Consider the following 26431-nt stretch of genomic DNA (forward strand, 5'->3'; position numbering starts at 1 on the left):
CCGTGAAACGCCGCAGCGCCGATGATAGTGAGCACCTCGCTCGTGAAAGTAGGACATCGTCAGGCACTCTCAACGCAAAAAAGCCACCCCTCGGGGTGGCTTTTTTGTTTCAACAGCGCGATCGCGCAGGGCTCCTCGTCCCGGGAGCGTCTGCCGACGCTGACGGATCTCGGGTGCCGTCTTCCGGGCACTGGCGCGGTACATTAGATATTCACAGTAAGAATATGGAATATCCGAAATATCAATTGGAATAATAACGCGACAAGCTCCATAATTCTTGTATTGCAACGCAACATGAATTTGGGAGTGAAAAATGAGCACGCTGGTCACCCATCACAACGGCTTGGATCGCGTCCTGCGGGGCTTGGAGGTCGTGGTCCAGGGTGTCTACGGAGGTGTCCTCGATGCCCGTAATGCTGCGGCGCAGCGAGACGCGCAGGCCGCCGTTCGGACGGCTGAGGTTCCGCGTGCAGCGGCGAAGCCGTCGCTGTTCGCACGGTACAAGGCCGACAGGGCGAAGCGGCGCGCCGATCGCGAGTTCGAGGCGCTGATGCAGTCGGATCCGAGAGTGCGCGCCGAGTTCATGGCCGCGAAGGCGCGCGCCGAGTGGAACTGATGCGCGCGTGATGAATTCCGGGGGATGCGGAAGCCTCCCTCGACCGATGTCTCCTCCTCCACCTCCCAGGTGGATTGAGCCCGAACCCCCGGTTCGGGCTTTTTTTCGTCCCTTGCTTGCGCCCCCCGGCTGGAGGCTTCACCGGCCGGCGCCGGTCGGCGCGCCGCGGGCGGTGGCGAGCCATATCCCCGGAAGCAGCAGGGCAGTGCCCGCCCAGTGGTACCAGCAGGGTTGCTCGCCGAGGATCAGCCAGGTAGCGGCGGCGGCGTAGGGCGGCCCCAGGTAGAGCACCAATCCGGTCCGGGCGGGGCCCAACTGCTTCTGCATGAAAGAGTAGGCCTGGTAGGCGCCGAAGCCTGGCAAGAGCCCGGCCGCGAGGACCAGCAGCACGGTCTGCGTGTCGATCCGCGGCAGGCCGAGGACCAGTGCCTCGACGATCGTGAAGGGCGCGAGCACCAGCAGGCCGGCCATGACGATCGCGGTCAGCCGGGCGAAGGGGTCCAGCACCGTCGGCCGCGCCTGCAGCATCAGCGAGTAGACGGTCCAGGCGCCCGCGGCGGTGACGACCCAGAGATCGCCCGGAGTGAAGCGCAACTGCAAGAAGGCGGCCGGATTGCCCTTAAGGATGATCAGCAGGACGCCGGCGATCGCGATGGCCAGTCCGCCTTTCTGGCGGAGCGTGAGGCGGTCGCCGAACCAGCGGGCCGAGGCCGCGGCGATCAGGACCGGGGAGACAGCGTAGATCAGGCCGATGTTGGTGCCGCTGGTGGTCCGCGCCCCGATGTACACGAAGGCGCCGCAGATCCACATTCCGAGGGCGCCGAATGTCAGCAGGTCCCGCCACTCGCGCCGCCAGGCCGGCCAGTTCGCCCGAAGCGCAGGCCATGCGATCGGCAGCATGAACAGCAGGGCGACCAGCCATCGGAAGAAGGCGAGCGCATGGGGTTCGATCACGCCCACCGAGAGGCGGGCGATCACGTAGTTCGCAGCCCAGAGCGAGGGGGTCACGAAGAGGAGCAGCTGGGCGATTCGGATGCGGGCGTCGAGTTGCATGGCCGGTCGGATGAGGCGAGGCCCGGATGATGTCACGAGTGGCCCGGTGTACGGCTGCTGCGAATCGGGAGGAGGCGCATGCGGTCAGGAACCCGGGGCTCGTCGCCCGGGAGGCGGCGCTTGAATCGCGACGTTCCGGAACCATCTGCCGAGTCGATGCCTCGCGAAGGAGCGACGATGAATCAGGAAAACGGCTCGACGACCCAGGTCCTTTGCCCTGCCTGCCACACGGCCAATCGCGTGCCGGGTGCGCGGCTGTCCGAAGGGCCGATCTGCGGCCGGTGTGGCGAGGCGCTCTTCGCCGGCAAGCCGGTCGAGCTCGATGCCGGAGCGTTCGAGCGCCACGTCGGGCGCGGGGATCTGCCCGTGGTCGTGGACTTCTGGGCGCCTTGGTGCGGGCCCTGCCGGGTGATGGCGCCGGCCTTCGCGCAGGCCGCGGCGCAACTCGAGCCGGCGGTCAGGCTGGCCAAGGTAAACACCGAGGAAGCGCAGGCCCTTGCGGCGCGCCATGTGATCCGGAGCATCCCCACGATGGTGCTCTTCAGGCAGGGCAGGGAGGTGGCTCGCACATCCGGTGCGATGGGGGCCGCCGACATCGTGCGCTGGGTGCGCAGCCGGATCGGCTGAGACCCTGCGCGCCGCCGCGCGACCGCGTGCGTCACCGCCGGCCGGTTCGGCAAGGCACCAGTTCGATCGCGCTGGCACCGGGCGGCGCGAGAGCGCGTAACGGGCGGCAGGCGCCATTCGCGCACAGGCGCCAGTCTTCGGTGAAGTCCGACAGCGCCAGGCTCAGCCGCGGCACCTCGACCCCGCCCGGCGCATGCCAGGCGCCATCGCGCAGGACGGCGCCCTCCGGCGGGTCCATGCCGGCGCCGGAGCCGCGCACGCGCGACTCGACCAGCACCAGGCTGCGTCGCGCGGCGTCGATTCGCCAGTCTTCCTGCCAGCGGATTTTCTCGACCGAGTGCATCCAGTCGAGGGTGAAGCGCTCGACCGGCAAGGCGGCGACGATGGCGGTCGCCACTGCGAGGCACAGCCCGATCGTCATCCGAGGCGCAGCCCGATCGTCATCGCTTGCGCGAACGCAGCCAGTGGATGCCCAGCGCGGCAGCGCATAGCGCGAAGCCGATCTCGTCGGTGATCGGCAGGGCCACGACCAGCATGAATGCGCCGGCCGCCGCCAGGATGCGCTCGGGCCAGCCGAGCGGAGACCACAGGTACCCGATGCTTGCTGCGCCCCACAGCCCGATCGCCAGCAGCGCCTTGAACAGCACGTAGCCGGTGTCGAGCCAGGTGCCGGACTGCAGCATCAGGGCGGGCGCGTAGACGGCCATGAACGGGACCACGAAGCCGGCGATCGCGATGCGCATCGCCTGCACGCCGATTGCCAGGCCCGATGCGCGGGCAATCGGCGATGCCGCATAGGCGGCCAGCGCCACCGGCGGGGTCAGGTCGGCCATGATGCCGAAGTAGAAGACGAACATGTGCGACACGATCAGGGGCACGCCCATCTCCAGCAGCGCGGGGGCGGCCAGCGAGCTGGTGATGATGTAGTTCGGGATCGTGGGGATGCCCATGCCGAGCACCAGACAGGTGAGCATGGTGAGCAGCAGCGACAGGAAGAGGCTGTGCTCGCCGAGCCGGATCACGTAGCCGCCGAAGGTGGTGGCCGCACCCGTCAGCGTCATCACGCCGATGATCACGCCGACCAGGGCGCAGGCTACGCCGACCGACAACGCGTTCTTGGCACCCTCGGACAGGCCGTTCAAGGCCAGGCGCAGCACCTCGCGGCCACCGTGCACCCACAGGTTGACCACGATCAGCAGCCCGATCACCGCGAACACCGCGGTGATGCCCCAGCGCAGGAAGGACGAGGCGAGCAGCCCCAGCCCGGTCCAGAAGATGAAGCGCAGCACGGTGTTCGGCGCGCGCGAGATCGCGGCCGCGCCGAAGATCAGGATCACGGTGGCCGCGAGGCCCACCGTGCCGGAGAACAGCGGCGTGTAGCCGGCGAACAGCAGCCAGACCAGCGCCGCCAGCGGCAGGATCAGGTGCCAGCTTCGCCGCACGGCCGCCCACGGATCCGGGCATTCTTCCTTGGGAATGCCGTGCAGTCCGAGCCGGCCGGCCTCGAGGTGGACCATCCAGAACGCAGTCGCGAAATAGAGGATGGCGGGGATCAGCGCCGCCTTGACGATCTCCAGATAAGGCACACCGATGGTCTCGGCCATGATGAAGGCCACCGCTCCCATCACCGGCGGCATGATCTGACCGCCCATGCTCGCGGTGGCCTCGACGCCGCCGGCGAAGGCCGGCCGGTAGCCGAAGCGCTTCATCAGCGGGATCGTGAACTGACCGGTGGTGACCACATTGGCCACGCCCGACCCGTTGATCGTGCCCATCAGGCCCGAGGCGACGACCGCCACCTTGGCGGGCCCGCCGCGGGTGTGGCCCACGGTGCCGAGCGAGAAGTCGGTGAACAGCCGGATCATGCCGGCCTGCTCGAGGAAGGTGCCGAACAGGATGAACAGGAAGATGTAGGTCGACGAGACGTAGGTCGGAATGCCGTAGATGCCCTCGGTGCCGAAGGACATCTGGTTGATGACCTGGTCGAGGCCGTAGCCGCGGTGCGCGAGCGCGCCGGGCAGGTACTGGCCGAACAGCGCATAGGCCAGGAAGGCCGCGCAAATGAGCGGCAGGGCGGGCCCCATGACCCGGCGCGCGGCCTCGAAGACCAGCACCAGCGCCGCGATGCCGATCCAGAGATCGAGCGCCGTCAGCTCGCCCGAGCGAAGGATCAGCTCTTCCTCGAAGATCCACTGGTAGAAGCCCAGCGCGAAGCCGGCGATGCCGAGCGTCCAGCCGAGCCAGTGGCTGCCGCGCCCGCCGCGCGACCAGGTCGGCAGCGCCGCGAAGGCCAGCAGCATCAGGAAGCCGACGTGCAGCGAGCGCATCACCAGGCTGGACAGCGGCGCATAGGCGGCGGTGTAGATCTGGTAGGCGGAGAAGATCGCGGCGATCCAGAAGATGGTCCGCGTTGCGCTCGGCGAGCGCTGGCCGAAGATGTTGTGAGGGTCGTCGGCGGCGGGGCTTGCGGCCGCTGCGGTCTGGCTGGCCTGGTCGGACATCGGTTGTCTCCGAGCGAAACGAAAGAGGGACGCGACGGTCGCGTCCCTCGGAGCGATTCAGGCGGGCCCGCGCTCGGGTCGCGAGGCGGGCTCCGGTGCGCCTGCTCGAGCGCGATTCCTTCTTCTTACTTCAGGACACCCTTCTCGCGGTAGAACTTCTCCGCGCCCGGGTGCAGCGGCAGCGGCAGGCCCTTCACCGCGCCCTCGAGCGAGATCCGCTTGGCCGCGGCATGCGCCGAAACCATCTGCTCGAGGTTCTCGAACAGCGCCTTGGTCATCTTGTAGGCGACGGTGTCCGAGACGCCTTCGTGGGTGACCAGGAAGTTGTTGATCGCCGCGGTCGGCACGTCGCCCGACTGACCGTCGTAGGTGCCCGCCGGGATGACGGCGGACTGATAGGCCGGGTCGCCGATCTTGGCGATCACGTCGGCCGGCACCGGCACGACGACGATCTTCACCGATGTGGCCAGGTCTCGGATCGAGGCCACGCCAAGGCCCGCCGACTGCAGCGTGGCGTCGAGCTGGCGGTTCTTGATCAGCTCGACCGACTCGCCGAAGGGCAGGTACTCGACCTTGGCGAAGTCCTTGTAGGTCATGCCGGCGGCCTTGAACACGGCGCGCGCGTTCAGCTCGGTGCCCGAGCGCGGCGCGCCGACGGACACGCGCTTGCCTTTCAGGTCGTCCAGGGTCTTGATGCCGGAATCGGCGCTGGCCACGATCTGCACGTAGTTCGGGTAGATGCCGGCGATGGCGCGCAGCTTCTTGAGCGGGGCCTTGAAGCCGACTTCCTCGTTGCCTTTCCAGGCGTCGGAAAGCGCATCGCCGAGCGTGAAGCCGATCTCGCCGCGGCCTGCCTGCAGCAGGTTCAGGTTCTCGACCGAGGCCTTGGTCGACTGGACCGAGGATTTCGCCTCGGGGATCTCCTTGCCGAAGATCTGCGACAGCGCGACGCCGAGCGGGTAGTAGATGCCGCTGGTGCCGCCGGTGAGGACGTTGACGAATTGCTGGGCCTGGGCGGCGCCGCTCAGGCCGAGGCCGATCGCTGCGGCCGCGATGAACCCGCGGATGTGACGGTTCATGGGGTCTCCTCTTCGGGGAATCGGTGAAATGGAACCGGGATTATCTCAAAGATTGGTGGAGATGCCGGCGGGGGCCGTCCCGGGACCGGGCCGGGATTCGGATAAGCTGATGTCATGCGAATCACCCAACATACCGACTACGCGCTGCGCGTGCTGATGTACGTGGGCGGCAACCCGGATCGCCTGGTCACCATCGCCGAGATCGCCGAGCGCTTCGCGATCTCTCGTACCCACCTGATGAAGGTGGTCAACCAGCTGGTGCGCGACGGATTCCTTCACGGCCGGCGAGGCAAGGGCGGGGGGTTGCGGCTGGGCATGAAGGCCGAGGAGATCCGGGTCGGCGCGGTGCTGCGCAACATGGAGACGGACCTGAACCTGGTCGAGTGCTTCGATGCGGGCGGCGCCTGCCTGGTCGATCGCGGCTGCCGGCTCAAGCGGGCGCTGAGCGAGGCACTCGATGCCTTCCTGGCGGTGCTGGACCGCTACACGCTGAAGGACCTCCTGGACAGCCCGGCCACGATGCGGATCGTGACGATGTTGAAGCCGGCCTGACCCGAGAGTCGCCGCTTTCCGGTGGCGCGCCGCGGCGAAGCGGCGCATCATCGACGCTCGCGCAAGGCTCGGGCCCGAACGCCTCGGTCCGCCTCGCACGGGTCTGGGGGCTGGCCGAAAGATGGCGCGCTCCTTTCAGCACCGCGACCTCGAACTGGCGTCGTTGCGCGCGCGCCTGATGCGGTACGCGCGCCTGCTCGCCGCCGACCCGGCGCTTGCCGAAGACCTCGTCCAGGAGACACTGCTCGCGATCGCCGAGGGCCGCGCGGCCTGGCGAGGCGACGCCAGCCTGGCCACCTGGGCGCTCGGCATCCTCAAGCACAAGGCGGCGGACTGGTGGCGCTCGAACGAGAGCCGGTGGCTGACCAATCTCGATGACGGCGGCGCGGTCGACGGAGGGCCGCTCGATTCGCTCTGCCGCGACTGTCCGCACCAGGGTTTCTGCGCGCCCCTCGGGTGCGAGCCCGACGGTGTGCTGGAACGTCGGGAACTGGCCGAGGCGATCGCCCGCTGCGCATCGAGACTGCCTGCCAGGGCCACGCAGGTGTTCGTTCTGCACGAGTGGTATGGCTTCGGCACCGACGAGATCTGCGAGCGGCTCGGCTTGTCCGCGCCGAACTGCCGCACGCTGCTGCATCGAGCCAGGGTGGGCCTGCGCCGGTGCCTGGAAAGAGACTGGCGGCCCGGCGGCGGCGAATCGCTCTCGCATCCGGCGTCACGAATGCCGGGCCGGTCGCGACCAATCCCGGGACGGTAAGACGCGATGCCGCAAGGCCTGTCGCGCACGTCCATTCCGACGTTCATGAGGAGCAATGATGAGAGCGCTGTTGTTCACCGCGCTCGTCGCGGTATCGTCTTCGGCGCCGATGGCGCAGGAGATCGTCGAGGCGAACGACTACTTCGTGCCCAGGCTCACCCGGGCCGAAGTGATCCAGGAACTCGAGCGCGCGCGCCTGCGCGACGAAATGGTCACCCAGGGAGAGGTGACGGTGTTCGCGACCGGCCGTGAGGGCTGGGAGCGCAGCGCCGTGGAGGTCCGGGCGGAAGGCCGCGAGGCGGCCCGCACCTATGCGGCCGGCACCGTCTACGACGGCAACTACCGGAACTGAAACCCGCCGATCGCCGCGGTGACGAGGCGGGCGCGGCGAGCGAGAACGAAAGAGGAATCGAACTGCAGGGGGTTGGAACGACAGGGGGAAGCTGGAACGACAGGGGGCTGGAACGAAAAAGGCCGCGCAGCGATGCGCGGCCTTTCCGTGTAATCTGGCTCCCCGACCAGGGCTCGAACCTGGGACCTGCGGATTACAAGTGCCCGGAAGTTTCCAACCGGCTTGGACTTTCTCTTCGCCTTGGCTTTCGCTTTAGGCGCGCCCCGTAAAGTCTCTACACATGCCCGGCTTCGATCTGAAGATCTCTACCTGCTTGCTCGGGATTGCCTTGGCGCTTTCGGCGCTTTAGGGTTCCCCGAATTAGGGGTGTTTTCACCGTATGGTTTCCCATACGGGCTGCCATTAAGTTAACAGTCCGTCGCTCTACCGACTGAGCTATCGGGGAACAGACAACGATTATAGCCAGACTTTCTCGAATCTGTCGAATCGCGTTCCAGAATGAAGGCAGCGGCGTCGCGCGTGCCACTGACCTGCCCGTTTCGCGCAGGTATCACGCGCAGCCTCACCTCACGGTTGCAGCTCGACACCGACTCGATCGGTACGAAGTAGACCTTGCCCGTGTCCGGGCAGAACACTCCGAACGCGTCGACCTGGTCGCGGTAGTGACGGCGACCGAGGCCGCGGTGGTTTGCCGAAGAGCTCGCCGGAAACGCGATCGACCCCTTGTCGTCGAGGCGACCCGTCCTGCACTGGATTCTGACGAGGCGCTGGCCGTCGTCCGCAATCAAGTCGTACCGAAGGTTGTCGCCGAAGGGCAGGCTGACGCCGTAACCGCACTCGAGTAGCTGCGCCAGGATGCGCGCCGTGCTCAGCTCGCCGACGGACTTGGAATTGAAAAGCGGCGTCATACTGTAAATATATACAGAACGACGCCGATCGTGAAGTCCGGTGCGGCTTGCCGCAGCCGCAGCCGCAGCCGCAGCCGCAGCCGCAGCCGCAGCTTACTCCGCGACCACCTTCGCGATCGCGTCGGCCACCGGGTCGATGTTCCTGCTGTTCAGCGCCGCCAGGCAGATGCGGCCGGTGGCGATCGCGTAGATGCCGAACTCCTCGCGCAGCCGATCGACCTGCGCCGACGTGAGGCCCGAATACGAGAACATGCCCCGCTGCGTCGTCACGAAGGAGAAGTCCTGCTTGACGCCGCGGGCCTTCAGCTTCTCGACCAACTGCACGCGCATCTGCCGGATGCGCTCGCGCATGCCGGCGAGCTCCTGCTCCCAGAGCTTGCGCAGTTCGGGCGTGGACAGCACGGCCGCCACGATCGCCGCGCCGTGGGTCGGCGGGTTCGAGTAGTTGGTGCGGATCACCCGCTTGACCTGGCTGATCACCCGGGTGGTCTCGTCGCGATCGAGCGTGACGATGGACAGGGCGCCGACCCGCTCGCCGTACAGCGAGAAGGACTTCGAGAACGAGCTCGACACGAAGAAGGGCAGGCCGGAGTCCGCGAACAGGCGCAGTGCCGCCGCGTCTTCCTCGATGCCGTCGCCGAAGCCCTGGTAGGCCATGTCGAGGAAGGCGACCAGGCCGCGGCTGCGCACCGCCTGGACCACCTGCTTCCACTGCTCGACGCTCAGGTCGACCCCGGTGGGGTTGTGGCAGCAGGCGTGCAGCACCGCGATCGAGCCGGAAGGCATGGCGTTCAGGGCGGCCAGCATGCCCGCGAAGTTCACGCCGTGCGAGGCCGAGTCGTAGTACGGGTAGGCGTTGACCTTGAAGCCGGCGCCTTCGAACAGCGCGCGGTGGTTCTCCCAGCTGGGGTCGCTGATCCAGACCTCGGCGTTCGGGGCGAGCCGTTTCAGGAAGTCTGCGCCGATCTTCAGGCCGCCGGTTCCGCCCAGGGCCTCGAAGGTGGCGACCCGACCCGCGGCCAGCAGCGGGGAGTCCTTGCCGAACAGCAGTTGCTGCACCGCCTGGTTGTAGGCCCCGAAGCCTTCGATGGGCAGATAGCCGCGCGCCGGCGCCGCCTCGAGGCGGGTCTTCTCGGCTTCCCGCACCGCGGCGAGCAGCGGCAGCTTGCCGTTGTCGTCGTAGTAGACGCCGACGCCGAGGTTCACCTTGTTGGTGCGCGTGTCGGCGTTGAAGGCTTCGGTCAGGCCCAGGATGGGGTCACGGGGCGCCAACTGGACGGCGGCAAACATCGACTGGCTCATGGCGATCGACCAAGTTCCTGATTGTTAAGAAAAATTACCTAATGAAACACAAGTATCTGCACAAAAAATGTGCAGGGCACTAGCTTTTTGGGGGGCGCGCAGCGATAATTCGTCTTTGGCCGAGCGGCGGCGAAAGCGCCGTGAGGCCCAGATGAAAAGCCCTTGCCGGCACGTGGATTTCGGCCGGATTCCGGACTGTCGGGAATCCCGCGAATTCATGCGGCAGCGCAGCAAGGGTCGGTTTTGTCAAGTCTAACACGCTGCCTCCGGAACCCTCCGCCCAGATGACCGATCTCGCGCTCGACAGCACGAAGTTCGTCAGCTTCCCGGGAAGCCCTTTCCAGCTGTACCAGCCTTTCCCCCCGGCTGGCGACCAGCCGGAGGCCATCGCTCGCCTGATCGAAGGCATCCAGGACGGCTTGAGCTTCCAGACGCTGCTGGGCGTGACCGGCTCGGGCAAGACCTTCACGATGGCCAACGTCATCGCGCAGCTCGGCCGGCCGGCGCTGGTCCTTGCGCCGAACAAGACGCTGGCCGCGCAGCTGTACGCGGAGATGCGCGAGTTCTTCCCGAACAACGCGGTCGAGTACTTCGTCTCCTACTACGACTACTACCAGCCCGAAGCCTACGTGCCCCAGCGCGACCTGTTCATCGAGAAGGACTCGTCGATCAACGAGCACATCGAGCAGATGCGGCTGTCGGCCACCAAGTCGCTCCTCGAGCGCCGCGACACGGTGATCGTGGCGACCGTGTCGTGCATCTACGGCATCGGCAACCCGAACGACTATCACGCGATGGTCATGACGCTGCGCGTGAAGGACAAGATGTCCCAGCGCGACGTGCTGGCGCGGCTGGTGTCCATGCAGTACAAGCGCAACGAGACCGATTTCGTGCGCGGCAGTTTCCGGGTGCGCGGCGACACGATCGACATCTTCCCGGCCGAGCACGCCGAGCTCGCGGTGCGGGTCGAGCTGTTCGACGACGAAGTCGAAAGCATCCAGCTCTTCGATCCGCTCACCGGCCGGGTGCAGCAGAAGATCCCGCGCTTCACCGTGTACCCGTCATCGCATTACGTGACGCCGCGGGCGACCGTGCTGCGCGCCATCGAGACGATCAAGGAAGAGCTGCGCGAGCGGCTCGCCTTCTTCAACGCCCAGGGCAAGTTCGTCGAAGCGCAGCGGCTCGAGCAGCGCACCCGCTTCGACATCGAGATGCTGCAGGAGCTCGGCTTCTGCAAGGGCATCGAGAACTACACCCGGCACCTGTCGGGCGCGGCGCCCGGCGAGCCGCCGCCCACGCTGGTCGACTACCTGCCCTCCGACGCGCTGATGATCATCGACGAGAGCCACGTCACGATCGGCCAGCTCGGCGGCATGTATCGTGGCGACCGCTCGCGCAAGGAAACGCTGGTCGACTACGGCTTCCGCCTGCCCTCGGCGCTGGACAACCGGCCGCTCACCTTCGAGGAGTTCGAGTCCAAGGTGCGCCAGTGCGTGTTCGTGTCGGCCACGCCGGCCGTCTACGAGGCGCGCCAGTCCGGGCAGGTGGTCGAGCAGGTGGTGCGGCCCACCGGCCTGGTCGACCCGGTGGTCACCGTCAGGCCGGCCACCAGCCAGGTCGACGACGCGTTGTCCGAGATTCGCGTGCGGGTGGAGCGCGGCGAGCGGGTGCTGGTCACCACGCTCACCAAGCGGATGGCCGAGGATCTCACCGACTACCTGGGCGAGAACGGCGTGCGGGTCCGCTACCTGCACTCGGACATCGACACGGTGGAGCGGGTCGAGATCATCCGCGACCTGCGCCTGGGCACCTTCGACGTGCTGGTGGGCATCAACCTGCTGCGCGAGGGCCTGGACATTCCCGAGGTCTCGCTGGTGGCGATCCTCGACGCCGACAAGGAAGGCTTCCTGCGTTCCGAGCGCAGCCTGATCCAGACGATCGGGCGGGCGGCGCGCAACCTGAACGGCACTGCGATCCTGTACGCCGATCGGGTCACCGACTCGATGCGCAGGGCGATCGACGAGACCGAGCGGCGGCGCCTGAAGCAGGTGGCGTTCAACGTCGAGCACGGCATCGTGCCGCGCGGGGTCAGCAAGCAGATCCGCGACATGATCGACGGCGTCTGGGATCCGCAGCAGGCGCGGCAGGAGCTCAAGGCCGCCGAGCAGCAGGCGGGCTACGACGCGATGTCGGAGAAGGCGCTCGCGAAAGAGATCAAGCGGCTCGAGAAGCAGATGCTCGAGCATGCGAAGAACCTGGAATTCGAGAAGGCCGCGCAGCTGCGCGACCAGCTCGCTGCATTGAAGGAGCGGTTTTTCGGTTCGAACGGAGGGGGCAATGTCGTTCCGTTCGTGGCTGGGAAGGCTGCTTGAATGGCGCCGCTCGCGGAGCGGCGCAAGAACCAAGGATCCTGTTTTCGAGTCTGGAGTTGAAATGGCAAAACGTGAACCGATTTCGCTGGCAATGAACACCCGCATCCTGTTCGTCTGCATGGGCAACATCTGCCGCTCGCCGATGGCCGAGGGCGTGTTCCAGCAGATGGTGCGCCAGGCGGGCCTCGACGAGGTCGTGCAGGTCGGCTCGGCCGGCACCCACGCCTTCCACGCCGGCGAGGCGCCGGACAAGCGCGCGCAGGCCACCGCGAGCAAGCGCGGCTATGACATTTCGGGGCTGCGTGCCCGGCGCATCAAGGACAAGGACTTCGAGGATTACGACATGATCCTCGCCATGGACTGGGACAACCTCGCGCTGCTCCAGCAGATGGCGCCCAAGAGCGCGCACCACAAGCTGCAACTGCTGATGCGCTTCGCCAGCGACCACGAGTCGGCCACGATTCCCGACCCGTACTACGGCAACCAGCAGGGCTTCGAACAGGTGCTCGACTACATCGAGGACGCCTGCAACGGCCTGCTCGAGGTCGCCAAGCGCCGCGCCACGCAAGTTGCCGCGGCCTGAGCGTGTTGCGGGCCACGGGTGGCTCGCAAGCCCGGTCCCGGATTGCGCTGCAATCCGGCGGCGGCAAGCCGGCTGACGGTCGGTTCGGACTCGCCCGGCCGCGGGAGACCGCGGCCGGGCTCCGGCGCCTGTAAGGCAGGCCGGCCGGCGTCGACAATACCCGAGTGAGTTGAATGGGAATTTGTCCACGACAAACCCCCTTCCATCCTCGCGAATTCTCGACTAAAATACTCGGAAACTCGCCGAGCGAGAGCCCGAGTCACCGACTGGCCTCTACCAGACTGGAGCAAGCATGAGACTGACCACCAAGGGGCGTTTCGCGGTCACCGCCATGATCGACCTGGCCATGCGCCAGCATCAGGGTCCCGTCACGCTGGCCGGGATCAGCCAGCGCCAGAAGATCTCGCTGTCCTACCTCGAGCAGTTGTTCGGCAAGCTCCGTCGGCACGAGCTGGTCGAGAGCACGCGCGGGCCGGGCGGTGGCTACACGCTGGCACGTCCTGCCAAGAACGTCACCGTGGCGGACATCATCTTCGCGGTCGACGAGCCGCTCGACGCCACGCAGTGCGGCGGCAAGGAAAACTGCAACGACGACGGCCCCTGCATGACGCACGAGCTCTGGTCGAACCTGAACAAGCGAATGGTCGAGTACCTCGACTCGGTCACGCTGGGCGAGCTGGTCGAGCAGCAGAAGGGCCGCGAGGCGAGCAGCCGGCAGCCCCGCGAGATATCGGTGCTCAAGGAGCACCGCGCCGCGCTGGAGTTCCCCACGTCCACGCTGCAGCCGATCAAGATCGAGAAGGGCCGGATCACCACCATCTGAAGGTCCGGGCGGCGCCGGGGCGGATTCCCTGGCGCCAGCCGGACAGGGCCTCTGTCGTGGACAGGGGCCGAAGCATCGAAGGAGCGCAGCACATGGCAGTCACCTTGACCGAGTCCGCCGCCCGGCACATCGCGGCGCAGTTGCAGCGCCGCGGCAAGGGCGTGGGCCTGCGCCTCGGGGTACGGACCTCGGGCTGCTCGGGATTCGCCTACCAGATCGACTTTGCCGAGCAGACCGATCCGGCGGACGCCGCCTTCGAAAGCCACGGCGTGAAGGTCTTCATCGATCCGAAGAGCCTGCCGTTTCTCGAAGGCACCGAGCTGGACTTTGTTCGCGAGGGGCTCAACGAGGGGTTCAAGTTCAACAATCCGAACGTCACCGCATCGTGCGGTTGCGGCGAATCCTTCTCGGTCTGAGTTCCCTTCGGCTCGGGGCGCCGGTTCCCTGAAGCGGTCGCTCGCCGCGCATGACGCTGGACCCCGTCGTCCTGTTCTTCCTGCTGGGCGTCGGGGCGCGGCTCGCGCGCTCCGACCTGCGCCTGCCGGACGCGCTGTACGAGACGCTGTCGATCTACCTGCTGCTTGCGATCGGGCTGAAGGGCGGCGTCGAGCTCGCGCGGCAGGATCTCTGGTCGCTGCTGCCGGTGGCGTTCACCGCCTTCTTGCTGTCGGCGACGATCCCGCTGATCGCCTTCCCCTTGCTGCGCGGCCCGGTGGGCCTGCCGCGCGCCGATGCGGCGTCGATCGCCGCGCACTATGGCTCGGTGTCGGTCGTGACCTTCGCCGTCGCCCAGAGCGTGCTCGCGCGGGCGGGCGTCGAGGCGCCGCCCGAGTTCGCGGTGCTGGTGGCGATCATGGAGGCGCCGGGCATCGTGGTGGGCATCCTGCTGGCGCGCGGCCTGTCGGGCGGGCAGGGTCCTGCGGCGGGCTGGGGCGTGCTGCTGCACGATGCCCTGTTCGGCAAGGCGGTCTACCTGCTGCTCGGCGGCCTGCTGATCGGCGCGCTGGTGGGCGAGGCCGGGATGGCGCCGCTGCGCCCGCTCTTCGGCGACCTGTTCCGCGGCGCGCTCGCGCTCTTCCTGCTGGAGATGGGCCTGGTCGCGGGCGGCCGGCTGGGTGACCTGCGCCGCGCCGGGCCAAGGCTGGTGGCCTTCGGCCTGCTGGCGCCGCTGCTGTTCGGCGCGATCGGGCTCGGCGCGGGGCTCGCACTCGGCCTCGGTGCGGGCGGCGTCACCCTGTTGGCCACGCTGGCGGCCAGCGCCTCCTACATCGCGGCGCCGGCAGCGATGCGGGTCGCCGTGCCCGAGGCCAACCCCGCCTTGTCGATCGGTGCGGCGCTGGGCGTGACCTTTCCCTTCAACGTGACGATCGGCGTCGGCCTGTACCTCTGGCTGGCGCAGCGCCTGACATCCTGAGGCGATCGACGATGGAAAAGCATCCGAGGAAGCTGCTGGTCGTGATCACCGAAGCGGCGATCGAGAAGGCGGTGGTGCAGGATGCCCGCAGGCTGGGCGCGCATGGCTACACCGCGTCGGCGGTGCGCGGCGGCGGCCTGCAGGGCGAGCGCGAAGGCGCCTGGGAGGCCGACCGCTCGGTCGAGCTGAAGATCGTCTGCGGGCGCGACACCGCCGAGCGGATCGCCGAGCACCTGCTCGCCGCCTACGCGCCCCACTATGCGATGACGGTCTGGCTGGCCGACGTGCAGGTGTTCAGGGCCGAGAAGTTCTAGCGTTCCGGCACTGGCGATCCGGCGCTTTGGTCGTGCGCGGCGGCCGGCCGCGCACGACCAGCGCCATCGCGGCGATCGAGGCCAGCGAACCCGCGGACAGGCCCGCCAGCAGCCACAGCCCGGTCCGCGGGCCGGCGGCCTCGACCAGCGCGGAGAACGCCATCGGCGCCGCGGCCGCCACGGCCAGTGCCGGGCCCGCCACTGTGCCCAGCAGTTCGCCGTAGCCGCGGCTGCCGAACACCGCCAGCGGCAGCGAGCCGCGCACGATGGTCATCAGGCCGTTCGCGCAGCCGTAGAGGATCACGAACAGCGCTGCTGCCGTCGCGTGGCCGGGCCAGGCCAGGGCGACTGCGAAGGCGGCCGGCAGCAGCGCCACCGAGGGCGGGGCGGTCGCCAGTGCGCTGAAGCGGCTCTGCATCAGCATCTCGACCAGGCGCGCGCCGACCTGCGCCACGCCCATCAGCGCCGCGGCCGAGACGACGACCGCGGTGCCCAGGCCCAGGCCGTCGAGCAGCATCGGCAGGTGGGCGGCCATGGTCGACGCGACGAAGGCGTGCAGCGTGAAGGTCGCGGCCAGCAGCCAGAGCGCCAGCCGACGCTGGCGGGCGGGCAGCGACATGCCGGGGTGCGCCGGTGCGGCGGGCCGATCGTCGGCGCCGCGGGCGCCGGCAGGTCCTCCGGCGAAGCGCCAGTGCAGGGGCAGGCAGATGGCCAGGTTGAGCACCGCGTAGACGACGAGCGTGGCACGCCAGCCCAGCGCGGTGTCGAGCCAGTGGCCGATCGGCCAGAACGCGGTCGAGGCCAGGCCGCCCAGCAGCGTCAGCAGCGAGATCGCGCGCCGCGCGTCCGCCCCGGCCAGCGCGGTCAGCGCCGCGAAGGCGCCGTCGTAGAGGATGGAGCGAAGCGCCAGGCCGAGCAGGGTCCAGCCCGCGAGCAGCCCGGCCAGGCCTTGCGCCGCGGCCAGCACCAGCAGCCCGGCGGCGGCGATGACCGAAGCGGCGCTCATCACCTTGCGCGCGCCCAGGCGGTCGATCAGCCGTCCGGCGGGGCGCGCGGTCAGCCCCGCGACCAGGATGCCCCACGAGAAGGCGCCGAGCACGGCGGTGGCGCCCAGCCCGAGGCCGGCGGCCGTCGGGGCGGCCAGCACCGCCGGCATGTAGTGCGTCGTGCCCCAGCCGACGATCTGGGTGACGCCGAGTGCGGCGATCACCGGCCCGAGGGGCGTCGCCATCGCGCGGGCGTCAGTCTTCGCGCTTGAGCGCCGGGAACAGGACCACGTCGCGGATGCTCGGGCTGTCCGTCAGCAGCATGACCAGCCGGTCGATGCCGATCCCGCAGCCGCCGGTCGGCGGCATGCCGTACTCGAGCGCCCGGATGTAGTCGGCGTCGTAGAACATCGCCTCCTCGTCGCCGGCGTCCTTGGCGGCCACCTGGGCATGGAAGCGCTCGGCCTGGTCCTCCGGGTCGTTGAGCTCGGAGAAGCCGTTGGCGATCTCGCGGCCGGTGATGAAGAGCTCGAAGCGCTCGGTGATGCCGGGGCGCGAATCGGAGCTGCGGGCCAGCGGCGAGACCTCGACCGGGTAGTCGACGATGAAGGTCGGGTCCCAGAGCTGGCTTTCGGCGACCTCCTCGAACAAGGCGAGCTGCAGCGCGCCCAGCCCCGCGTTGGCGAGCGGCGGCTGGTCGACCGCCGCGCCGAGCCGCTCGAGCTCGCCGCGCAGGAAGCCGGCATCCTGCAGCTGCGCCGGCATGTACTGCGGCGCGTACTTGGCGATCGCGCCGGTGATCGACAGCCGCTCGAAGGGCCGGCCCAGGTCGATGCTGCGGCCCTGGTAGCTGACCGTGGTGGCGCCGGTGGCGGCGCGCGCCGCGTCGCGGATCACTTCCTCGGTGAAGTCCATGATCCACCGGTAGTCGGTGTACGCGGCGTAGAACTCCATCATCGTGAACTCGGGGTTGTGCCGCGGGCTGATCCCTTCGTTGCGGAAGTTCCGGTTGATCTCGTACACGCGCTCGAAACCGCCGACGATCAGCCGCTTCAGGTACAGCTCGGGCGCGATCCGAAGGAACATCTGCTGGTCGAGCGCGTTGTGGTGCGTCACGAAGGGCTTGGCCGCCGCGCCGCCCGGGATCGGGTGCAGCATCGGCGTCTCGACCTCGAGGAAGCCGTGCGAAGCCATGAAGCTGCGGATCGCGCCCATCGTGCGGCTGCGCGCCACGAAGGTGTCGCGCGACTCCGGCGTGACGATCAGGTCGACGTAGCGCTGCCGGTAGCGCAGCTCCTGGTCGGCGATGCCGTGGAACTTGTCGGGCAGCGGCCGCAGCGACTTGGCGAGCAGCCGGATGGCGGTGCAGCGCACCGACAACTCGCCCTTCATCGTCTTGAACAGCACGCCTTCGCAGCCCACGATGTCGCCGAGGTCCCAGTGCTTGAAGGCCTCGTGGGTCTCGACGCCCACGCCGTCGTCGTTCAGCCAGAGCTGGATGCGCCCGTCGGCGCCGCCGGCGCCGGTGGCCGAGCCGTCCTGGATGGTGGCGAAGCTGGCCTTGCCCTGCACCCGTTTGAGCACGATGCGCCCGCCCAGCGACACGGAGACATGCTCGCCCTCGAGCTGCTCGCGCGTCTTGAAGCCGTAGTGCTGATGCAGCGCGGCCGCGCGGTGCGCGGGCCGGAAGTCGTTCGGGAAGGCGACCCCGTTCTCGCGCAGCCGGGCGAGCTTGGCCCGGCGCTCGGCGACGATCGCGTTGTCCTCGTGGGCGGGGAAGGGGGCGTGCGGCTCGTGCTGCGGGTTCGTTTCGGCGGACAAGGCGTCAGACTCCCTGCTTCAGGCTGGCGGTGATGAACGGATCGAGGTCGCCGTCGAGCACCGCGCGGGTGTTGCTGATCTCGACATTGGTGCGCAGGTCCTTGATCCGCGAGTTGTCGAGCACGTAGGAGCGGATCTGGTGGCCCCAGCCGATGTCGGCCTTGCCGGCCTCGATCTTGTCCTGCTCGGCGCGGCGCTTGCGCATCTCGTGGTCGTAGAGTCGCGCGCGAAGCATCTTCATCGCCGCGTCCTTGTTGGAGTGCTGCGAGCGGTCATTCTGGCATTGCACGACGATGCCGGTCGGGTTGTGAGTGATCCGCACCGCGGACTCGGTCTTGTTCACGTGCTGGCCGCCCGCGCCCGAGGCGCGATAGACGTCGATGCGCAGGTCGGCAGGGTTGATCTCGACCTCGAAGGAGTCGTCGACCTCGGGGTACACGAAGACCGACGCGAACGAGGTGTGCCGCCCGCCGCTGGAGTCGAAGGGCGACTTGCGCACCAGCCGGTGGATGCCGGTCTCGGTGCGCAGGTAGCCGTAGGCGTACTCGCCGATGACCTTGATCGTGGCGCCCTTGATGCCGGCCACGTCGCCCTCGGATTCCTCGAGCACCTCGGTGTCGAAGCCCTTGCGCTCGCAGTAGCGCAGGTACTGGCGCAGCAGCATCGACGCCCAGTCCTGGGCCTCGGTGCCGCCGGCGCCGGCCTGGATCTCGATGAAGCAGTTGCTCGGGTCGGCAGGGTTGGAGAACATCCGGCGGAACTCGAGGTCCTCGACCATGTGCTCGACCTCGTGCACGTCGGCCTCGACCGCGACGAGCGTGTCGTCGTCGTCTTCGCCGCGCGCCATGTCGAACAGCTCGCTGCTGTCGGTGATCTTCGAGTCTATCTCGACCAGTCGCTCGACGACGTTCTCCAGCGATTTCTTCTCCCGGCCGAGCTCCTGGGCCCGGGCCGGGTCGTTCCAGATGTCGGCGGTCTCGAACTCGCGGTTCAGGACGTCGAGCCGGTTCTTCTTCCGGTCGAAGTCAAAGATACCTCCGGAGTTCGGCGGCCCGCTCGCGCAGGTCGCCGATGAGGGAATCGATCTGATTCAGGCGTTCGGCTTCCATGGCGTGATCCTTTCTCTGCGATTCGTGAAAAACCCGACATTATAAGACGGGTGCCACCGCCTCGACCACCAGTTGCACGCGGGCCCGGCCCTGCCAGTCGTCGCGCAGCAACCGGTAGGCCAGCAGGGCTTGCGCGGGCACGGGCTCGGTGCGGCCGAACGCAATCGCCTCGAGCCGTCGCGCGCCGAGCCGCAGCGCGAGCTTCAGGTGGCGCTCGCCGACGATCGACTGGCGTTCCACGACGAAGCGGTCCGAGAAGAGCGGTTCCGGGAAACCCTGGCCCCAGACCTGGGACTCGAGCGTCTCGAGCAGTTCGAGGTCGATGCTGTCGGGGTCGAGCCCGCCGTCGGTCGACAGCACCCGCGCGAAGCAGGCGGGGTCGGCGAGCTCGGCCAGCGCCGCCTCGAAGGCCGCGGCGAGCCGCGCGACCCCGTCGGCGCGCATCGACAGGCCGGCGGCCATCGCGTGGCCGCCGAAGCGCAGCAGCAGGCCGGGCTCTCGCTTGTCGACGAGGTCGAGGACGTCGCGCAGGTGCACGCCCGGAATCGAGCGGCCCGAGCCGCGCAGCACCAGCGGATCGGCGCTCGACGGCGCGAGCGCGATGGCCGGCCGGTGCCGGCGCTCCTTGACCCGGCTTGCCACCAGGCCCACCACACCCTCGTGCCAGCCCTCGCGGAACACCACCAGGCCGAGCCCGCCCTCGGGCAGCGCGTCCAGGTCGGCCATCGCCTCGTCGCGCATCGAGGCTTCGATCTTGCGGCGCTCGCGGTTCATCGCGTCGAGCTCGCGGGCCAGCGCGTCGGCGCGTGTCTCGTCGTCGGCCAGCAGGCATTCGATGCCCAGGGAGGCGTCGGCGAGCCGGCCGGCCGCGTTGATCCGCGGGCCCAGCGCGAAACCCAGGTCGGTGCCGACCGTGCGCCGCGCGTCGCGCTCGGCCACCTGCAGCAGCGCGCGAATGCCGGCGCAGGCGCGCCCGGCGCGGATCCGGCGCAGGCCGGCCGCGACCAGCAGCCGGTTGTTGCGGTCCAGCCTGACCAGGTCGGCCACCGTGCCCAGCGCGACCAGGTCGAGCAGGTTCTGCAGCGGCGCGTCGGCGGCCGCCGCGAGCCCGCGCCGGCGCATCTCGGCGCGCAGCGCGATCAGCAGGTAGAACATGACGCCCACGCCGGCCAGGTGCTTGCTGCCGAAGCCGCAGCCGGGCTGGTTCGGGTCGACGATCGCGTCGGCCGCGGGGAGTTCGGGGCCGGGCAGGTGATGATCGGTGACGATCACCCGCATGCCCGCCGCCCGTGCCGCGCGCACGCCGTCGACGCTGGCGATGCCGCTGTCCACCGTGATCAGCCAGTCGGGCCGGCCCAGGCGCGGGTGTCGCGCAGCCAGTGCGACCACCGGCTCGCCCAGCCCGTAGCCGTGCTCGAAGCGGTTGGGCACCAGGTAGTCGACGCGGGCGCCGAGCATGCGCAGCCCGCGCACCGCCACTGCGCAGGCGGTCGCGCCGTCGCAGTCGTAGTCGGCCACGATGCACAAGGACTCGCCGCGGACGATCGCGTCGGCCAGCAGCCGGGCCGCTTCGGCCAGTCCCTTCATCGCGTCCGGCGGCAGCAGTCCGTCGAGGCCTTCGGCGATCTCCTCCGGGGCGGCGATGCCGCGCGCGGCGAGCAGCCGGGCCAGCACCGGCGGCAGGCCCGCGTCGACCAGCCGGGAGTAAGCCGGCCCGGGCACGGGGCGGACTTCGATCGCGGTCATCGGTGAGCGGCCAGCAGCGCGGCCAGCGAGCGCCTGCGCCACAGGGCCCAGCGGTCGGAGGGCCGGGGCGAGAATTCGACCAGGTCGCGTTCGCCGGCCAGCAGGATCGCCTCGACGGTTTCGCCCGCGGCGGCGAGCCGCTCGACGAGCGCATCGAGCCGGGTCCAGCCCTCGCGCCAGGCGAGCGGGTCGGCGCGCGAGACGGCGAGCCGCCACCAGCCCGGATCGAGCAGCACGGTGTCGGCGTTCTCCTGGATCGCGACCATGCGCACGAAATCGTCGGCGCTGGCCATCGGGTCCAGCGCGCTCACCTCGCTGCCGGCGGACAAGGCGATGCCGGCCACCGCGTCGTCGGCGGTGACCACCGCGTCGAAGGCGCGCACGCCGGCGATGCCGGGGCGGCCTTCGAGCCAGGCGCTGTTCAGCACGGGTCGGCCGGCGGCCTCGCGCGCGAGGTTCACCGGATGCTGGAACCAGAGCATCTGCAACTCGTTGACGATGGCGCGCCAGGCGCGGGCCGCATCGCCCTCGGGTTGCCAGGCGTCGATGTTGCGCCCCGAGGCCAGCCGCGCGCTGCGGCAAGCCAGTCCGCCGAGCGCCTCGAGCCGGGCGCGGCCCGCGTCGGTCGTGGCCCGCAGCGTCCAGGCGTGCGGTGCGTCGGCCGACCAGAGCAGGCCATCGTCGGCGAACAGCACGTTGGCCGCCTCGGCCAGCGCGGCGGCTTCGACCGCTTCGATCTCGTCGGCCTGCGGCACGGCGAGCACCAGGTGGTCCAGGCCCACGTGCAGATGAACCGGTCGCACCAGCAGCGCGGGCAAAGCGGCAGGCGTCGGCCGGTCTCGCGGCCCGGCCGCCTCGGCCTGCCCGGCGCCGCCGGCGATCGGTTGCGCCGTGCCGCCGATCGCGTGAGCTGCATGCGCCGCGATGCTCGCGCCCGGTTCCGCGCCGAAGCGCTCGCGCAGCCAGGCCTCGTCGGGGAGTTCGCGCGGGGTCAGCGCGTCGTCGCGGCGATGGCGGGGCGCGCGGGCGCGCGCCAGCAGGCGCGCCAGCGGGCCGCCTTCGGGCGGCGCGTGGCGGGCGAGCAGGGCAGGGCGGGCGTCGTCGTCTGCGCCGCCCGGAAGGGCCAGCGCGCCGGCGCACAGGATCGTGATCGTCACCCCGGCATTTTAGGGCTTGTGCCGCGGGCGCTGTGGCAAACTGCCGCGTCCGTCATGCAAACTCCCTACGAACTCTTCATCGGCCTGCGCTACACGCGGGCGAGCCGGCGCGCCGGGCGGCGCAACGGCTTCATCTCCTTCATCTCCGGTCTGTCGGTCGCGGGGATCGCGCTCGGCGTGGCGGCGCTGATCGTGGTGCTGTCGGTGATGAACGGCTTCCAGAAGGAAGTCCGCGACCGGATGCTGTCGGTGCTCTCGCACGTCGAGGTGTTCGCCGGGCGCGAGCCGCTTCACGACTGGCAGAAGGTGCTGGCCGACGCCCGCAAGCATCCGCGGGTGATCGGCGGCGCGCCCTACGTGGCGGGCCAGGCGATGCTCACCGTGGACGAAAGCGTGCGCGGCGTGCTCGTGCGCGGCATCGACCCGGCGCTGGAGCCGCAGGTGGCCGACTTCGCCGCGAAGATGGACCGCGGTTCGCTCACCGAGCTCCGGCCGGGCGAGTTCGGCGTGGCGATCGGTCGCGAACTGGCCGGCCAGCTCTTCCTCGACGTCGGCTCGAAGCTCACGCTGATCGCGCCCCAGGGCACCGCCACGCCGGCGGGCCTGGTGCCGCGGCTGCGGCAGCTGACCGTCGTCGCGGTGTTCGCCGCCGGCCACTTCGAGTATGACTCGAGCCTGCTGTTGATGAACATCGACGACGCGGCCAAGCTGTTCCGGGTCGACGGCGTGACCGGCGTTCGCCTGAAGACCGACGACATGATGCAGGCGCCGCGCGTGGCGGGCGACCTCACGAAGATGCTGACCGGGGACCTCTACGTGCGCGACTGGTCGGCGGAGAATCGCAACTGGTTCGCCGCGGTGCAGATCGAGAAGCGGATGATGTTCATCATCCTCACGCTGATCATCGCGGTCGCCGCCTTCAACCTGGTGTCGATGCTGGTGATGACGGTCACCGACAAGCAGTCCGACATCGCGATCCTGCGCACTCTTGGCGCCTCGCCGGCGTCGATCATGAGGATCTTCGTGGTGCAGGGCGCGTCGGTCGGCCTGCTGGGCACCTTCGCCGGCGTGCTGCTGGGCGTGCTGCTCGCGCTGAACGTGGGGCCGGCGGTGAGCTTCGTCGAGACCCTGTTCGGCTTCGAGGTGCTGCCCAAGGGCATCTACTTCATCAGCCACCTGCCGAGTGACCTGCGCGCCGACGACGTGCTGCGGATCGGCCTGACCGCCTGCGTGCTGGCGCTGGCCTCGACCCTGTATCCGAGCTGGCGCGCCTCGCGGGTGCGGCCGGCGGAGGCGCTGCGCCATGAGTGAGGCGATCGTGGCGAGCGAGCCCGGGCAGGCGAATGCGCGCGGCCGGGCCCCGGGAGGCGGCGACGAGCCGCCGGTGCTGGCCTGCTCCGGCCTGCGCAAGACCTACGGCAGCGGCGAGGTGGCGGTGCCGGTGCTGCACGGAATCGACCTGGCGCTGCGCGCGGGCGAGCGGGTCGCGGTGGTCGGCGCCTCGGGCTCGGGAAAGAGCACGCTGCTGCACCTGCTGGGCGGGCTCGACGAGCCCAGTGCCGGCGAGGTGCGCTGGCAGGGCGAGCCGATCGCCGGGCTGTCGCAGGCAGAGATCGGCGCGCGGCGCAATCGGCTGCTCGGCTTCGTCTACCAGTTCCACCACCTGCTGCCGGAGTTCAGCGCGCTCGACAACGTGGCGATGCCCTTGCGAATCCGCCGGGTGCCGACGTCGCAGGCGCGCGAGGCCGCGCGCGAGATGCTCGGCCGGGTCGGGCTGGCCGCGCGGGTCGCGCACACGCCGGGGCAGCTGTCGGGCGGCGAGCGGCAGCGGGTCGCGCTGGCCCGGGCGCTGGTGACCGAGCCGCATGCGGTGCTCGCCGACGAGCCCACCGGCAACCTCGACAGCGCCACCGCCGAGGGCGTGTTCGGGCTGATGAACGAGCTGGCGGCGCACTTCGGCACCGCCTTCGTCGTGGTCACCCACGACATGAGCCTGGCGGCGCGGCTCGACCGCACGATCGTGCTGCGCGACGGTCGGATCGCCGGATAACGGCACCGACCGGCCGCGGCGCGCGGCCCCGGCCTGCGACAATCGCAGCATGCTGATCGACACCCATTGCCACCTCGACGCCGCGGAGTTCGACGTCGATCGCGAGCGCGTCGTCGCGGACGCGAAGGTGGCCGGCGTCGGCATGATCGTGGTGCCGGCCGTCGACGTCGCGAGCTTCGCCCCGGTGCGGTCGCTGGCCGCCGGCCGGCCCGGCATCGGCTACGCACTGGGCATCCACCCGATGTACGTGGATCGAGCGGGGGACGACGATCTCGCGACGCTCAGGCGCGAGGTGGAGGCGGCCATGGCCGATCCGCGCTTCGTGGGCATCGGCGAGATCGGCCTGGATCACTTCGTGCCAGGGCTGGACCACGCACGGCAACTGCGCTTCTTCGAGGCGCAGCTCGCGCTGGCCGCCGAGTTCGGCTTGCCGGTCATCCTGCACTTGCGCCGCGCGCAGGACGCCATCCTGAAGCAGCTCAGGCGCTACCGACCATCCGGCGGCACCGCGCACTCCTTCAACGGGAGCGCGCAACAGGCGGCCCGGTTCCTCGAGCTCGGCTTCGTGCTGGGCTTCGGCGGCGCCATGACCTTCGACGGTTCGTTGCGGATCCGCCGGCTCGCCGCCAGCCTTCCGGCCGACGCGCTGGTCGTCGAAACCGACGCGCCCGACATCCCGCCGGTCTGGCTCGACGGCGGCCGCAACCAGCCGGCCGAACTCGGCCGCATCGCGCAGACCCTGGCCGGGCTGCGCGGCGAGCCGCTCCAGACCGTCGCCGAATTCACCACCCGGAACGCGCTGCGCGCGTTGCCTCGACTTGCCGGCATCGCGCCACTCGCCTGACCGGGCGCCCGCGCCCGGCGGCGAAGGCCTGCCCGCGGCGGCGCGCGCCCGGGCGATGCTCGCGATCGTCGTCGGGCTGACCGCATCGGTGCTCCAGTCCGGAATCGTCAACCTCGCGCTGCCCGACATCGCACGCGAGCTCGAGGCCAGCGCCGCCTCGGCCATCTGGGTGATCAACGCCTTCCAGCTGGGCACGCTGGTCATGTTGCTGCCGCTGGCCGCCTTCGGCGACCGGGCCGGCTACCGCCGGGTCTACCTGGCGGGGCTCGCGCTCTTCACGCTGGCCTCGTTCGCCGCGATGCTGGCCGACTCGATCGGAATGCTGATCGCGGCGCGCGCCGTCCAGGGCCTGGGTGCGGCCGGGGTGCTCAGCGTGAACACCGCGCTGGTCAGGCAGATTCATCCCCCGGCGCTGCTCGGGCGCGGGATGGCGATCCTGTCGATGGTGGTGGCCACCTCGGCGGTGGCGGGGCCGTCGGTGGCCGCGGCGATCCTGTCGGTCGGCGACTGGCCGTGGCTGTTCGCGGTGAACCTGCCGGTGGGCGCCGCGGCCTTCTTCCTCGCGCGCAGCGCCTTGCCGGCGGACCGGCCGCCGCCCGCAGACGCGGACGCAGGCTCGAGCTCGAGCTCGAGCTTTCCGGTCGGCGACGTGCTGATGAACATCCTGATGTTCTCGCTGGTGTTCATCGGGGCGCAGCGGCTCGGCGTCCATGCGGCGGCTGGCCAGGAAGCGCCGTGGCTCGCCTGGGGGTTGCTGGCGGCGGGCCTCGCGGTCGGCGCGGTCTACCTGCGCCGACAGGCGCGCCGCGACGCGCCGATGTTTCCGGTCGACCTTCTGCGGATCCCGGCCTTCTCGCTGTCGATGGGCACGTCGATCTGCGCCTTCTGCGCGCAGGCGCTCGCCTACGTCTCGCTGCCCTTCCTGATGCTCGAGAGCTACGGCCGCTCCCACCTGGACACCGGGCTGTTGATCACCGCCTGGCCGCTCGCCATCGTGGTCCTGGCGCCGGTGGCCGGGCGCCTGATCGGCCGCGTGCCCGACGGCCTGCTGGCCGGCTCGGGCCTGGGCATCCTGGCCGTGGGGCTGGCCCTGCTCGCGACGCTGCCGACCCAGCCGGACAACGCGGACATCGTCTGGCGGATGCTGATCTGCGGCGCCGGCTTCGGCCTGTTCCAGACGCCGAACAACCACGCGATCGTGACCTCGTCGCCGCGCCATCGCAGCGGCGCCGCCAGCGGCATGCTCGGCACGGCCCGGATCACCGGCCAGACCGTCGGCGCAGTGATCCTGGCGGCGATCTTCTCGGCCTGGGGCCGGCACGACGGCTCGGCGGAGAGCGCCGCCATGCTGATCGCATCGGGCTTCGCCGCGGGCGCCGCGGTGTTCAGCGTGCTGCGGGTCCGCCCTCGGCGTCCCGCCTAGGCGCTGGCCAACGGGCCTAGGCAGCGGGGTGGATGCGGGCGG

At 69.6% G+C, this 26431-nt stretch carries 26 protein-coding genes; 15 read left to right on the forward strand and 11 right to left on the reverse strand.

Annotated elements, in window-relative coordinates; translation table 11 throughout:
* The first annotated feature begins 313 nt into the window (after positions 1-313).
* Positions 314-616, forward strand: coding sequence for a hypothetical protein (locus tag FHP08_RS17740; RefSeq protein ID WP_147705846.1), 303 nt, complete (start codon positions 314-316; stop codon positions 614-616).
* A 138-nt stretch (positions 617-754) separates the two neighbouring features.
* On the opposite strand, the gene FHP08_RS17745 is transcribed toward FHP08_RS17740, so the two are convergent.
* On the reverse strand, positions 755-1669 hold the full coding sequence (locus tag FHP08_RS17745; protein ID WP_147705847.1) for a DMT family transporter: 915 nt from the start codon (positions 1667-1669) through the stop codon (positions 755-757).
* 177 nt (positions 1670-1846) lie between these two features.
* Here FHP08_RS17745 and trxC point away from each other — a divergent pair, with 177 nt between their 5' ends.
* On the forward strand, positions 1847-2296 hold the full coding sequence (trxC, locus tag FHP08_RS17750) for a thioredoxin TrxC (RefSeq protein WP_147705848.1): 450 nt from the start codon (positions 1847-1849) through the stop codon (positions 2294-2296).
* A 31-nt stretch (positions 2297-2327) separates the two neighbouring features.
* On the opposite strand, the gene FHP08_RS17755 is transcribed toward trxC, so the two are convergent.
* The 3 genes from FHP08_RS17755 to FHP08_RS17765 all read right to left on the reverse strand — a co-directional run bounded on the left by FHP08_RS17755 (position 2328) and on the right by FHP08_RS17765 (position 5876).
* A complete protein-coding gene (locus tag FHP08_RS17755; protein WP_147705849.1) occupies positions 2328-2717 on the reverse strand; it encodes a DUF1850 domain-containing protein in 390 nt (129 codons plus the stop codon).
* 19 nt (positions 2718-2736) lie between these two features.
* A complete protein-coding gene (locus FHP08_RS17760; RefSeq protein ID WP_147705850.1) occupies positions 2737-4797 on the reverse strand; it encodes a TRAP transporter permease in 2061 nt (686 codons plus the stop codon).
* Positions 4798-4922: 125 nt separating this feature from the next.
* Positions 4923-5876, reverse strand: a complete 954-nt coding sequence (locus tag FHP08_RS17765; protein ID WP_147705851.1) for a TAXI family TRAP transporter solute-binding subunit — start codon at positions 5874-5876, stop codon at positions 4923-4925.
* Between the two features lie 114 nt (positions 5877-5990).
* On the opposite strand from FHP08_RS17765, the gene FHP08_RS17770 reads away from it, so the two are divergent.
* From FHP08_RS17770 to FHP08_RS17780, 3 genes are all read left to right on the forward strand, one after another.
* Positions 5991-6428, forward strand: a complete 438-nt coding sequence (locus FHP08_RS17770) for an RrF2 family transcriptional regulator (protein WP_147705852.1) — start codon at positions 5991-5993, stop codon at positions 6426-6428.
* A 121-nt stretch (positions 6429-6549) separates the two neighbouring features.
* Positions 6550-7185, forward strand: coding sequence for a sigma-70 family RNA polymerase sigma factor (locus FHP08_RS17775; protein ID WP_147705853.1), 636 nt, complete (start codon positions 6550-6552; stop codon positions 7183-7185).
* 58 nt (positions 7186-7243) lie between these two features.
* A complete protein-coding gene (locus FHP08_RS17780) occupies positions 7244-7537 on the forward strand; it encodes a hypothetical protein (RefSeq protein ID WP_147705854.1) in 294 nt (97 codons plus the stop codon).
* A gap of 407 nt (positions 7538-7944) precedes the next feature.
* On the opposite strand, the gene FHP08_RS17785 is transcribed toward FHP08_RS17780, so the two are convergent.
* Together FHP08_RS17785 and FHP08_RS17790 are read right to left on the reverse strand one after the other, a co-directional pair.
* Entirely contained in the window at positions 7945-8445 is a 501-nt protein-coding gene (locus FHP08_RS17785) for a group I intron-associated PD-(D/E)XK endonuclease (protein ID WP_147705855.1), read from the reverse strand.
* Positions 8446-8538: 93 nt separating this feature from the next.
* The gene (locus tag FHP08_RS17790; protein WP_147705856.1) at positions 8539-9747 is read right to left on the reverse strand and encodes an amino acid aminotransferase; all 1209 of its coding nucleotides are present in this window, start codon (positions 9745-9747) and stop codon (positions 8539-8541) included.
* 284 nt (positions 9748-10031) lie between these two features.
* On the opposite strand from FHP08_RS17790, the gene uvrB reads away from it, so the two are divergent.
* The 6 genes from uvrB to FHP08_RS17820 all read left to right on the forward strand — a co-directional run bounded on the left by uvrB (position 10032) and on the right by FHP08_RS17820 (position 15253).
* Positions 10032-12119 carry an excinuclease ABC subunit UvrB gene (gene uvrB / locus FHP08_RS17795; RefSeq protein ID WP_147705857.1) on the forward strand — a complete coding sequence of 696 codons (2088 nt, stop codon included), beginning with the start codon at positions 10032-10034 and terminating at the stop codon, positions 12117-12119.
* A 91-nt stretch (positions 12120-12210) separates the two neighbouring features.
* Positions 12211-12702 (forward strand): low molecular weight protein-tyrosine-phosphatase, encoded by a 492-nt coding sequence (locus FHP08_RS17800; RefSeq protein ID WP_147705858.1) that lies wholly within the window; start codon positions 12211-12213, stop codon positions 12700-12702.
* A gap of 292 nt (positions 12703-12994) precedes the next feature.
* On the forward strand, positions 12995-13525 hold the full coding sequence (gene iscR, locus FHP08_RS17805) for a Fe-S cluster assembly transcriptional regulator IscR (protein ID WP_147705859.1): 531 nt from the start codon (positions 12995-12997) through the stop codon (positions 13523-13525).
* A gap of 92 nt (positions 13526-13617) precedes the next feature.
* Positions 13618-13941 (forward strand): iron-sulfur cluster assembly protein IscA, encoded by a 324-nt coding sequence (gene iscA / locus FHP08_RS17810; protein ID WP_147705908.1) that lies wholly within the window; start codon positions 13618-13620, stop codon positions 13939-13941.
* Between the two features lie 50 nt (positions 13942-13991).
* Entirely contained in the window at positions 13992-14939 is a 948-nt protein-coding gene (locus FHP08_RS17815; RefSeq protein ID WP_147705860.1) for a sodium-dependent bicarbonate transport family permease, read from the forward strand.
* A gap of 11 nt (positions 14940-14950) precedes the next feature.
* Entirely contained in the window at positions 14951-15253 is a 303-nt protein-coding gene (locus FHP08_RS17820; RefSeq protein ID WP_147705861.1) for a P-II family nitrogen regulator, read from the forward strand.
* Here FHP08_RS17820 and FHP08_RS17825 read toward each other — a convergent pair.
* The 5 genes from FHP08_RS17825 to FHP08_RS17845 form a co-directional block, all read right to left on the reverse strand.
* A complete protein-coding gene (locus tag FHP08_RS17825; RefSeq protein ID WP_147705862.1) occupies positions 15234-16484 on the reverse strand; it encodes an MFS transporter in 1251 nt (416 codons plus the stop codon). The two genes, FHP08_RS17820 and FHP08_RS17825, sit on opposite strands and share 20 nt — an antisense overlap.
* A gap of 10 nt (positions 16485-16494) precedes the next feature.
* On the reverse strand, positions 16495-18060 hold the full coding sequence (lysS, locus tag FHP08_RS17830) for a lysine--tRNA ligase (protein ID WP_147705863.1): 1566 nt from the start codon (positions 18058-18060) through the stop codon (positions 16495-16497).
* A gap of 4 nt (positions 18061-18064) precedes the next feature.
* A protein-coding gene (gene prfB, locus FHP08_RS17835) for a peptide chain release factor 2 (protein WP_147705864.1) occupies positions 18065-19169 on the reverse strand; the annotation gives its coding sequence in 2 pieces (ribosomal slippage) (positions 18065-19087 and positions 19089-19169; 1104 coding nt in all).
* Positions 19170-19208: 39 nt separating this feature from the next.
* A complete protein-coding gene (gene recJ, locus FHP08_RS17840) occupies positions 19209-20915 on the reverse strand; it encodes a single-stranded-DNA-specific exonuclease RecJ (protein WP_147705865.1) in 1707 nt (568 codons plus the stop codon).
* The gene (locus FHP08_RS17845; protein ID WP_147705866.1) at positions 20912-22072 is read right to left on the reverse strand and encodes a hypothetical protein; all 1161 of its coding nucleotides are present in this window, start codon (positions 22070-22072) and stop codon (positions 20912-20914) included. Before FHP08_RS17845 ends, recJ begins: the two co-directional genes overlap by 4 nt.
* A gap of 54 nt (positions 22073-22126) precedes the next feature.
* Here FHP08_RS17845 and FHP08_RS17850 point away from each other — a divergent pair, with 54 nt between their 5' ends.
* Genes FHP08_RS17850 through FHP08_RS17865 form a run of 4 tightly spaced genes read left to right on the forward strand, consistent with a single transcriptional unit; the run spans position 22127 to position 26389 of the window.
* Positions 22127-23383 (forward strand): lipoprotein-releasing ABC transporter permease subunit, encoded by a 1257-nt coding sequence (locus FHP08_RS17850; protein WP_147705867.1) that lies wholly within the window; start codon positions 22127-22129, stop codon positions 23381-23383.
* Positions 23376-24122, forward strand: coding sequence for an ABC transporter ATP-binding protein (locus FHP08_RS17855; protein ID WP_147705868.1), 747 nt, complete (start codon positions 23376-23378; stop codon positions 24120-24122). Before FHP08_RS17850 ends, FHP08_RS17855 begins: the two co-directional genes overlap by 8 nt.
* 49 nt (positions 24123-24171) lie before the next feature.
* Positions 24172-24966, forward strand: coding sequence for a TatD family hydrolase (locus tag FHP08_RS17860; protein ID WP_147705869.1), 795 nt, complete (start codon positions 24172-24174; stop codon positions 24964-24966).
* Positions 24967-25021: 55 nt separating this feature from the next.
* Positions 25022-26389, forward strand: a complete 1368-nt coding sequence (locus FHP08_RS17865; protein ID WP_147705870.1) for an MFS transporter — start codon at positions 25022-25024, stop codon at positions 26387-26389.
* Positions 26390-26431: the final 42 nt, after the last annotated feature.

The sequence above is a fragment of the Zeimonas arvi genome, from assembly GCF_008039575.1.
GTDB lineage: Bacteria > Pseudomonadota > Gammaproteobacteria > Burkholderiales > Burkholderiaceae_E > Zeimonas > Zeimonas arvi.

Excerpts from the sequence above, each read along its gene's own strand:
- uvrB (WP_147705857.1), top strand. The coding sequence starts at position 10,032 with ATGACCGATCTCGCGCTCGACAGCACGAAGTTCGTCAGCTTCCCGGGA.
- FHP08_RS17815 (WP_147705860.1), top strand. The coding sequence starts at position 13,992 with ATGACGCTGGACCCCGTCGTCCTGTTCTTCCTGCTGGGCGTCGGGGCG.
- FHP08_RS17850 (WP_147705867.1), top strand. The coding sequence starts at position 22,127 with ATGCAAACTCCCTACGAACTCTTCATCGGCCTGCGCTACACGCGGGCG.
- FHP08_RS17790 (WP_147705856.1), bottom strand. The coding sequence starts at position 9,747 with ATGAGCCAGTCGATGTTTGCCGCCGTCCAGTTGGCGCCCCGTGACCCC.
- FHP08_RS17825 (WP_147705862.1), bottom strand. The coding sequence starts at position 16,484 with ATGGCGACGCCCCTCGGGCCGGTGATCGCCGCACTCGGCGTCACCCAG.
- FHP08_RS17780 (WP_147705854.1), top strand. The coding sequence starts at position 7,244 with ATGAGAGCGCTGTTGTTCACCGCGCTCGTCGCGGTATCGTCTTCGGCG.
- FHP08_RS17855 (WP_147705868.1), top strand. The coding sequence starts at position 23,376 with ATGAGTGAGGCGATCGTGGCGAGCGAGCCCGGGCAGGCGAATGCGCGC.
- FHP08_RS17740 (WP_147705846.1), top strand. The coding sequence starts at position 314 with ATGAGCACGCTGGTCACCCATCACAACGGCTTGGATCGCGTCCTGCGG.
- FHP08_RS17820 (WP_147705861.1), top strand. The coding sequence starts at position 14,951 with ATGGAAAAGCATCCGAGGAAGCTGCTGGTCGTGATCACCGAAGCGGCG.
- iscA (WP_147705908.1), top strand. The coding sequence starts at position 13,618 with ATGGCAGTCACCTTGACCGAGTCCGCCGCCCGGCACATCGCGGCGCAG.
- FHP08_RS17765 (WP_147705851.1), bottom strand. The coding sequence starts at position 5,876 with ATGAACCGTCACATCCGCGGGTTCATCGCGGCCGCAGCGATCGGCCTC.
- iscR (WP_147705859.1), top strand. The coding sequence starts at position 12,995 with ATGAGACTGACCACCAAGGGGCGTTTCGCGGTCACCGCCATGATCGAC.
- FHP08_RS17775 (WP_147705853.1), top strand. The coding sequence starts at position 6,550 with ATGGCGCGCTCCTTTCAGCACCGCGACCTCGAACTGGCGTCGTTGCGC.
- FHP08_RS17770 (WP_147705852.1), top strand. The coding sequence starts at position 5,991 with ATGCGAATCACCCAACATACCGACTACGCGCTGCGCGTGCTGATGTAC.
- FHP08_RS17800 (WP_147705858.1), top strand. The coding sequence starts at position 12,211 with ATGAACACCCGCATCCTGTTCGTCTGCATGGGCAACATCTGCCGCTCG.
- trxC (WP_147705848.1), top strand. The coding sequence starts at position 1,847 with ATGAATCAGGAAAACGGCTCGACGACCCAGGTCCTTTGCCCTGCCTGC.
- FHP08_RS17760 (WP_147705850.1), bottom strand. The coding sequence starts at position 4,797 with ATGTCCGACCAGGCCAGCCAGACCGCAGCGGCCGCAAGCCCCGCCGCC.
- FHP08_RS17745 (WP_147705847.1), bottom strand. The coding sequence starts at position 1,669 with ATGCAACTCGACGCCCGCATCCGAATCGCCCAGCTGCTCCTCTTCGTG.
- recJ (WP_147705865.1), bottom strand. The coding sequence starts at position 20,915 with ATGACCGCGATCGAAGTCCGCCCCGTGCCCGGGCCGGCTTACTCCCGG.
- FHP08_RS17755 (WP_147705849.1), bottom strand. The coding sequence starts at position 2,717 with ATGACGATCGGGCTGTGCCTCGCAGTGGCGACCGCCATCGTCGCCGCC.
- FHP08_RS17865 (WP_147705870.1), top strand. The coding sequence starts at position 25,022 with ATGCTCGCGATCGTCGTCGGGCTGACCGCATCGGTGCTCCAGTCCGGA.
- FHP08_RS17785 (WP_147705855.1), bottom strand. The coding sequence starts at position 8,445 with ATGACGCCGCTTTTCAATTCCAAGTCCGTCGGCGAGCTGAGCACGGCG.
- FHP08_RS17860 (WP_147705869.1), top strand. The coding sequence starts at position 24,172 with ATGCTGATCGACACCCATTGCCACCTCGACGCCGCGGAGTTCGACGTC.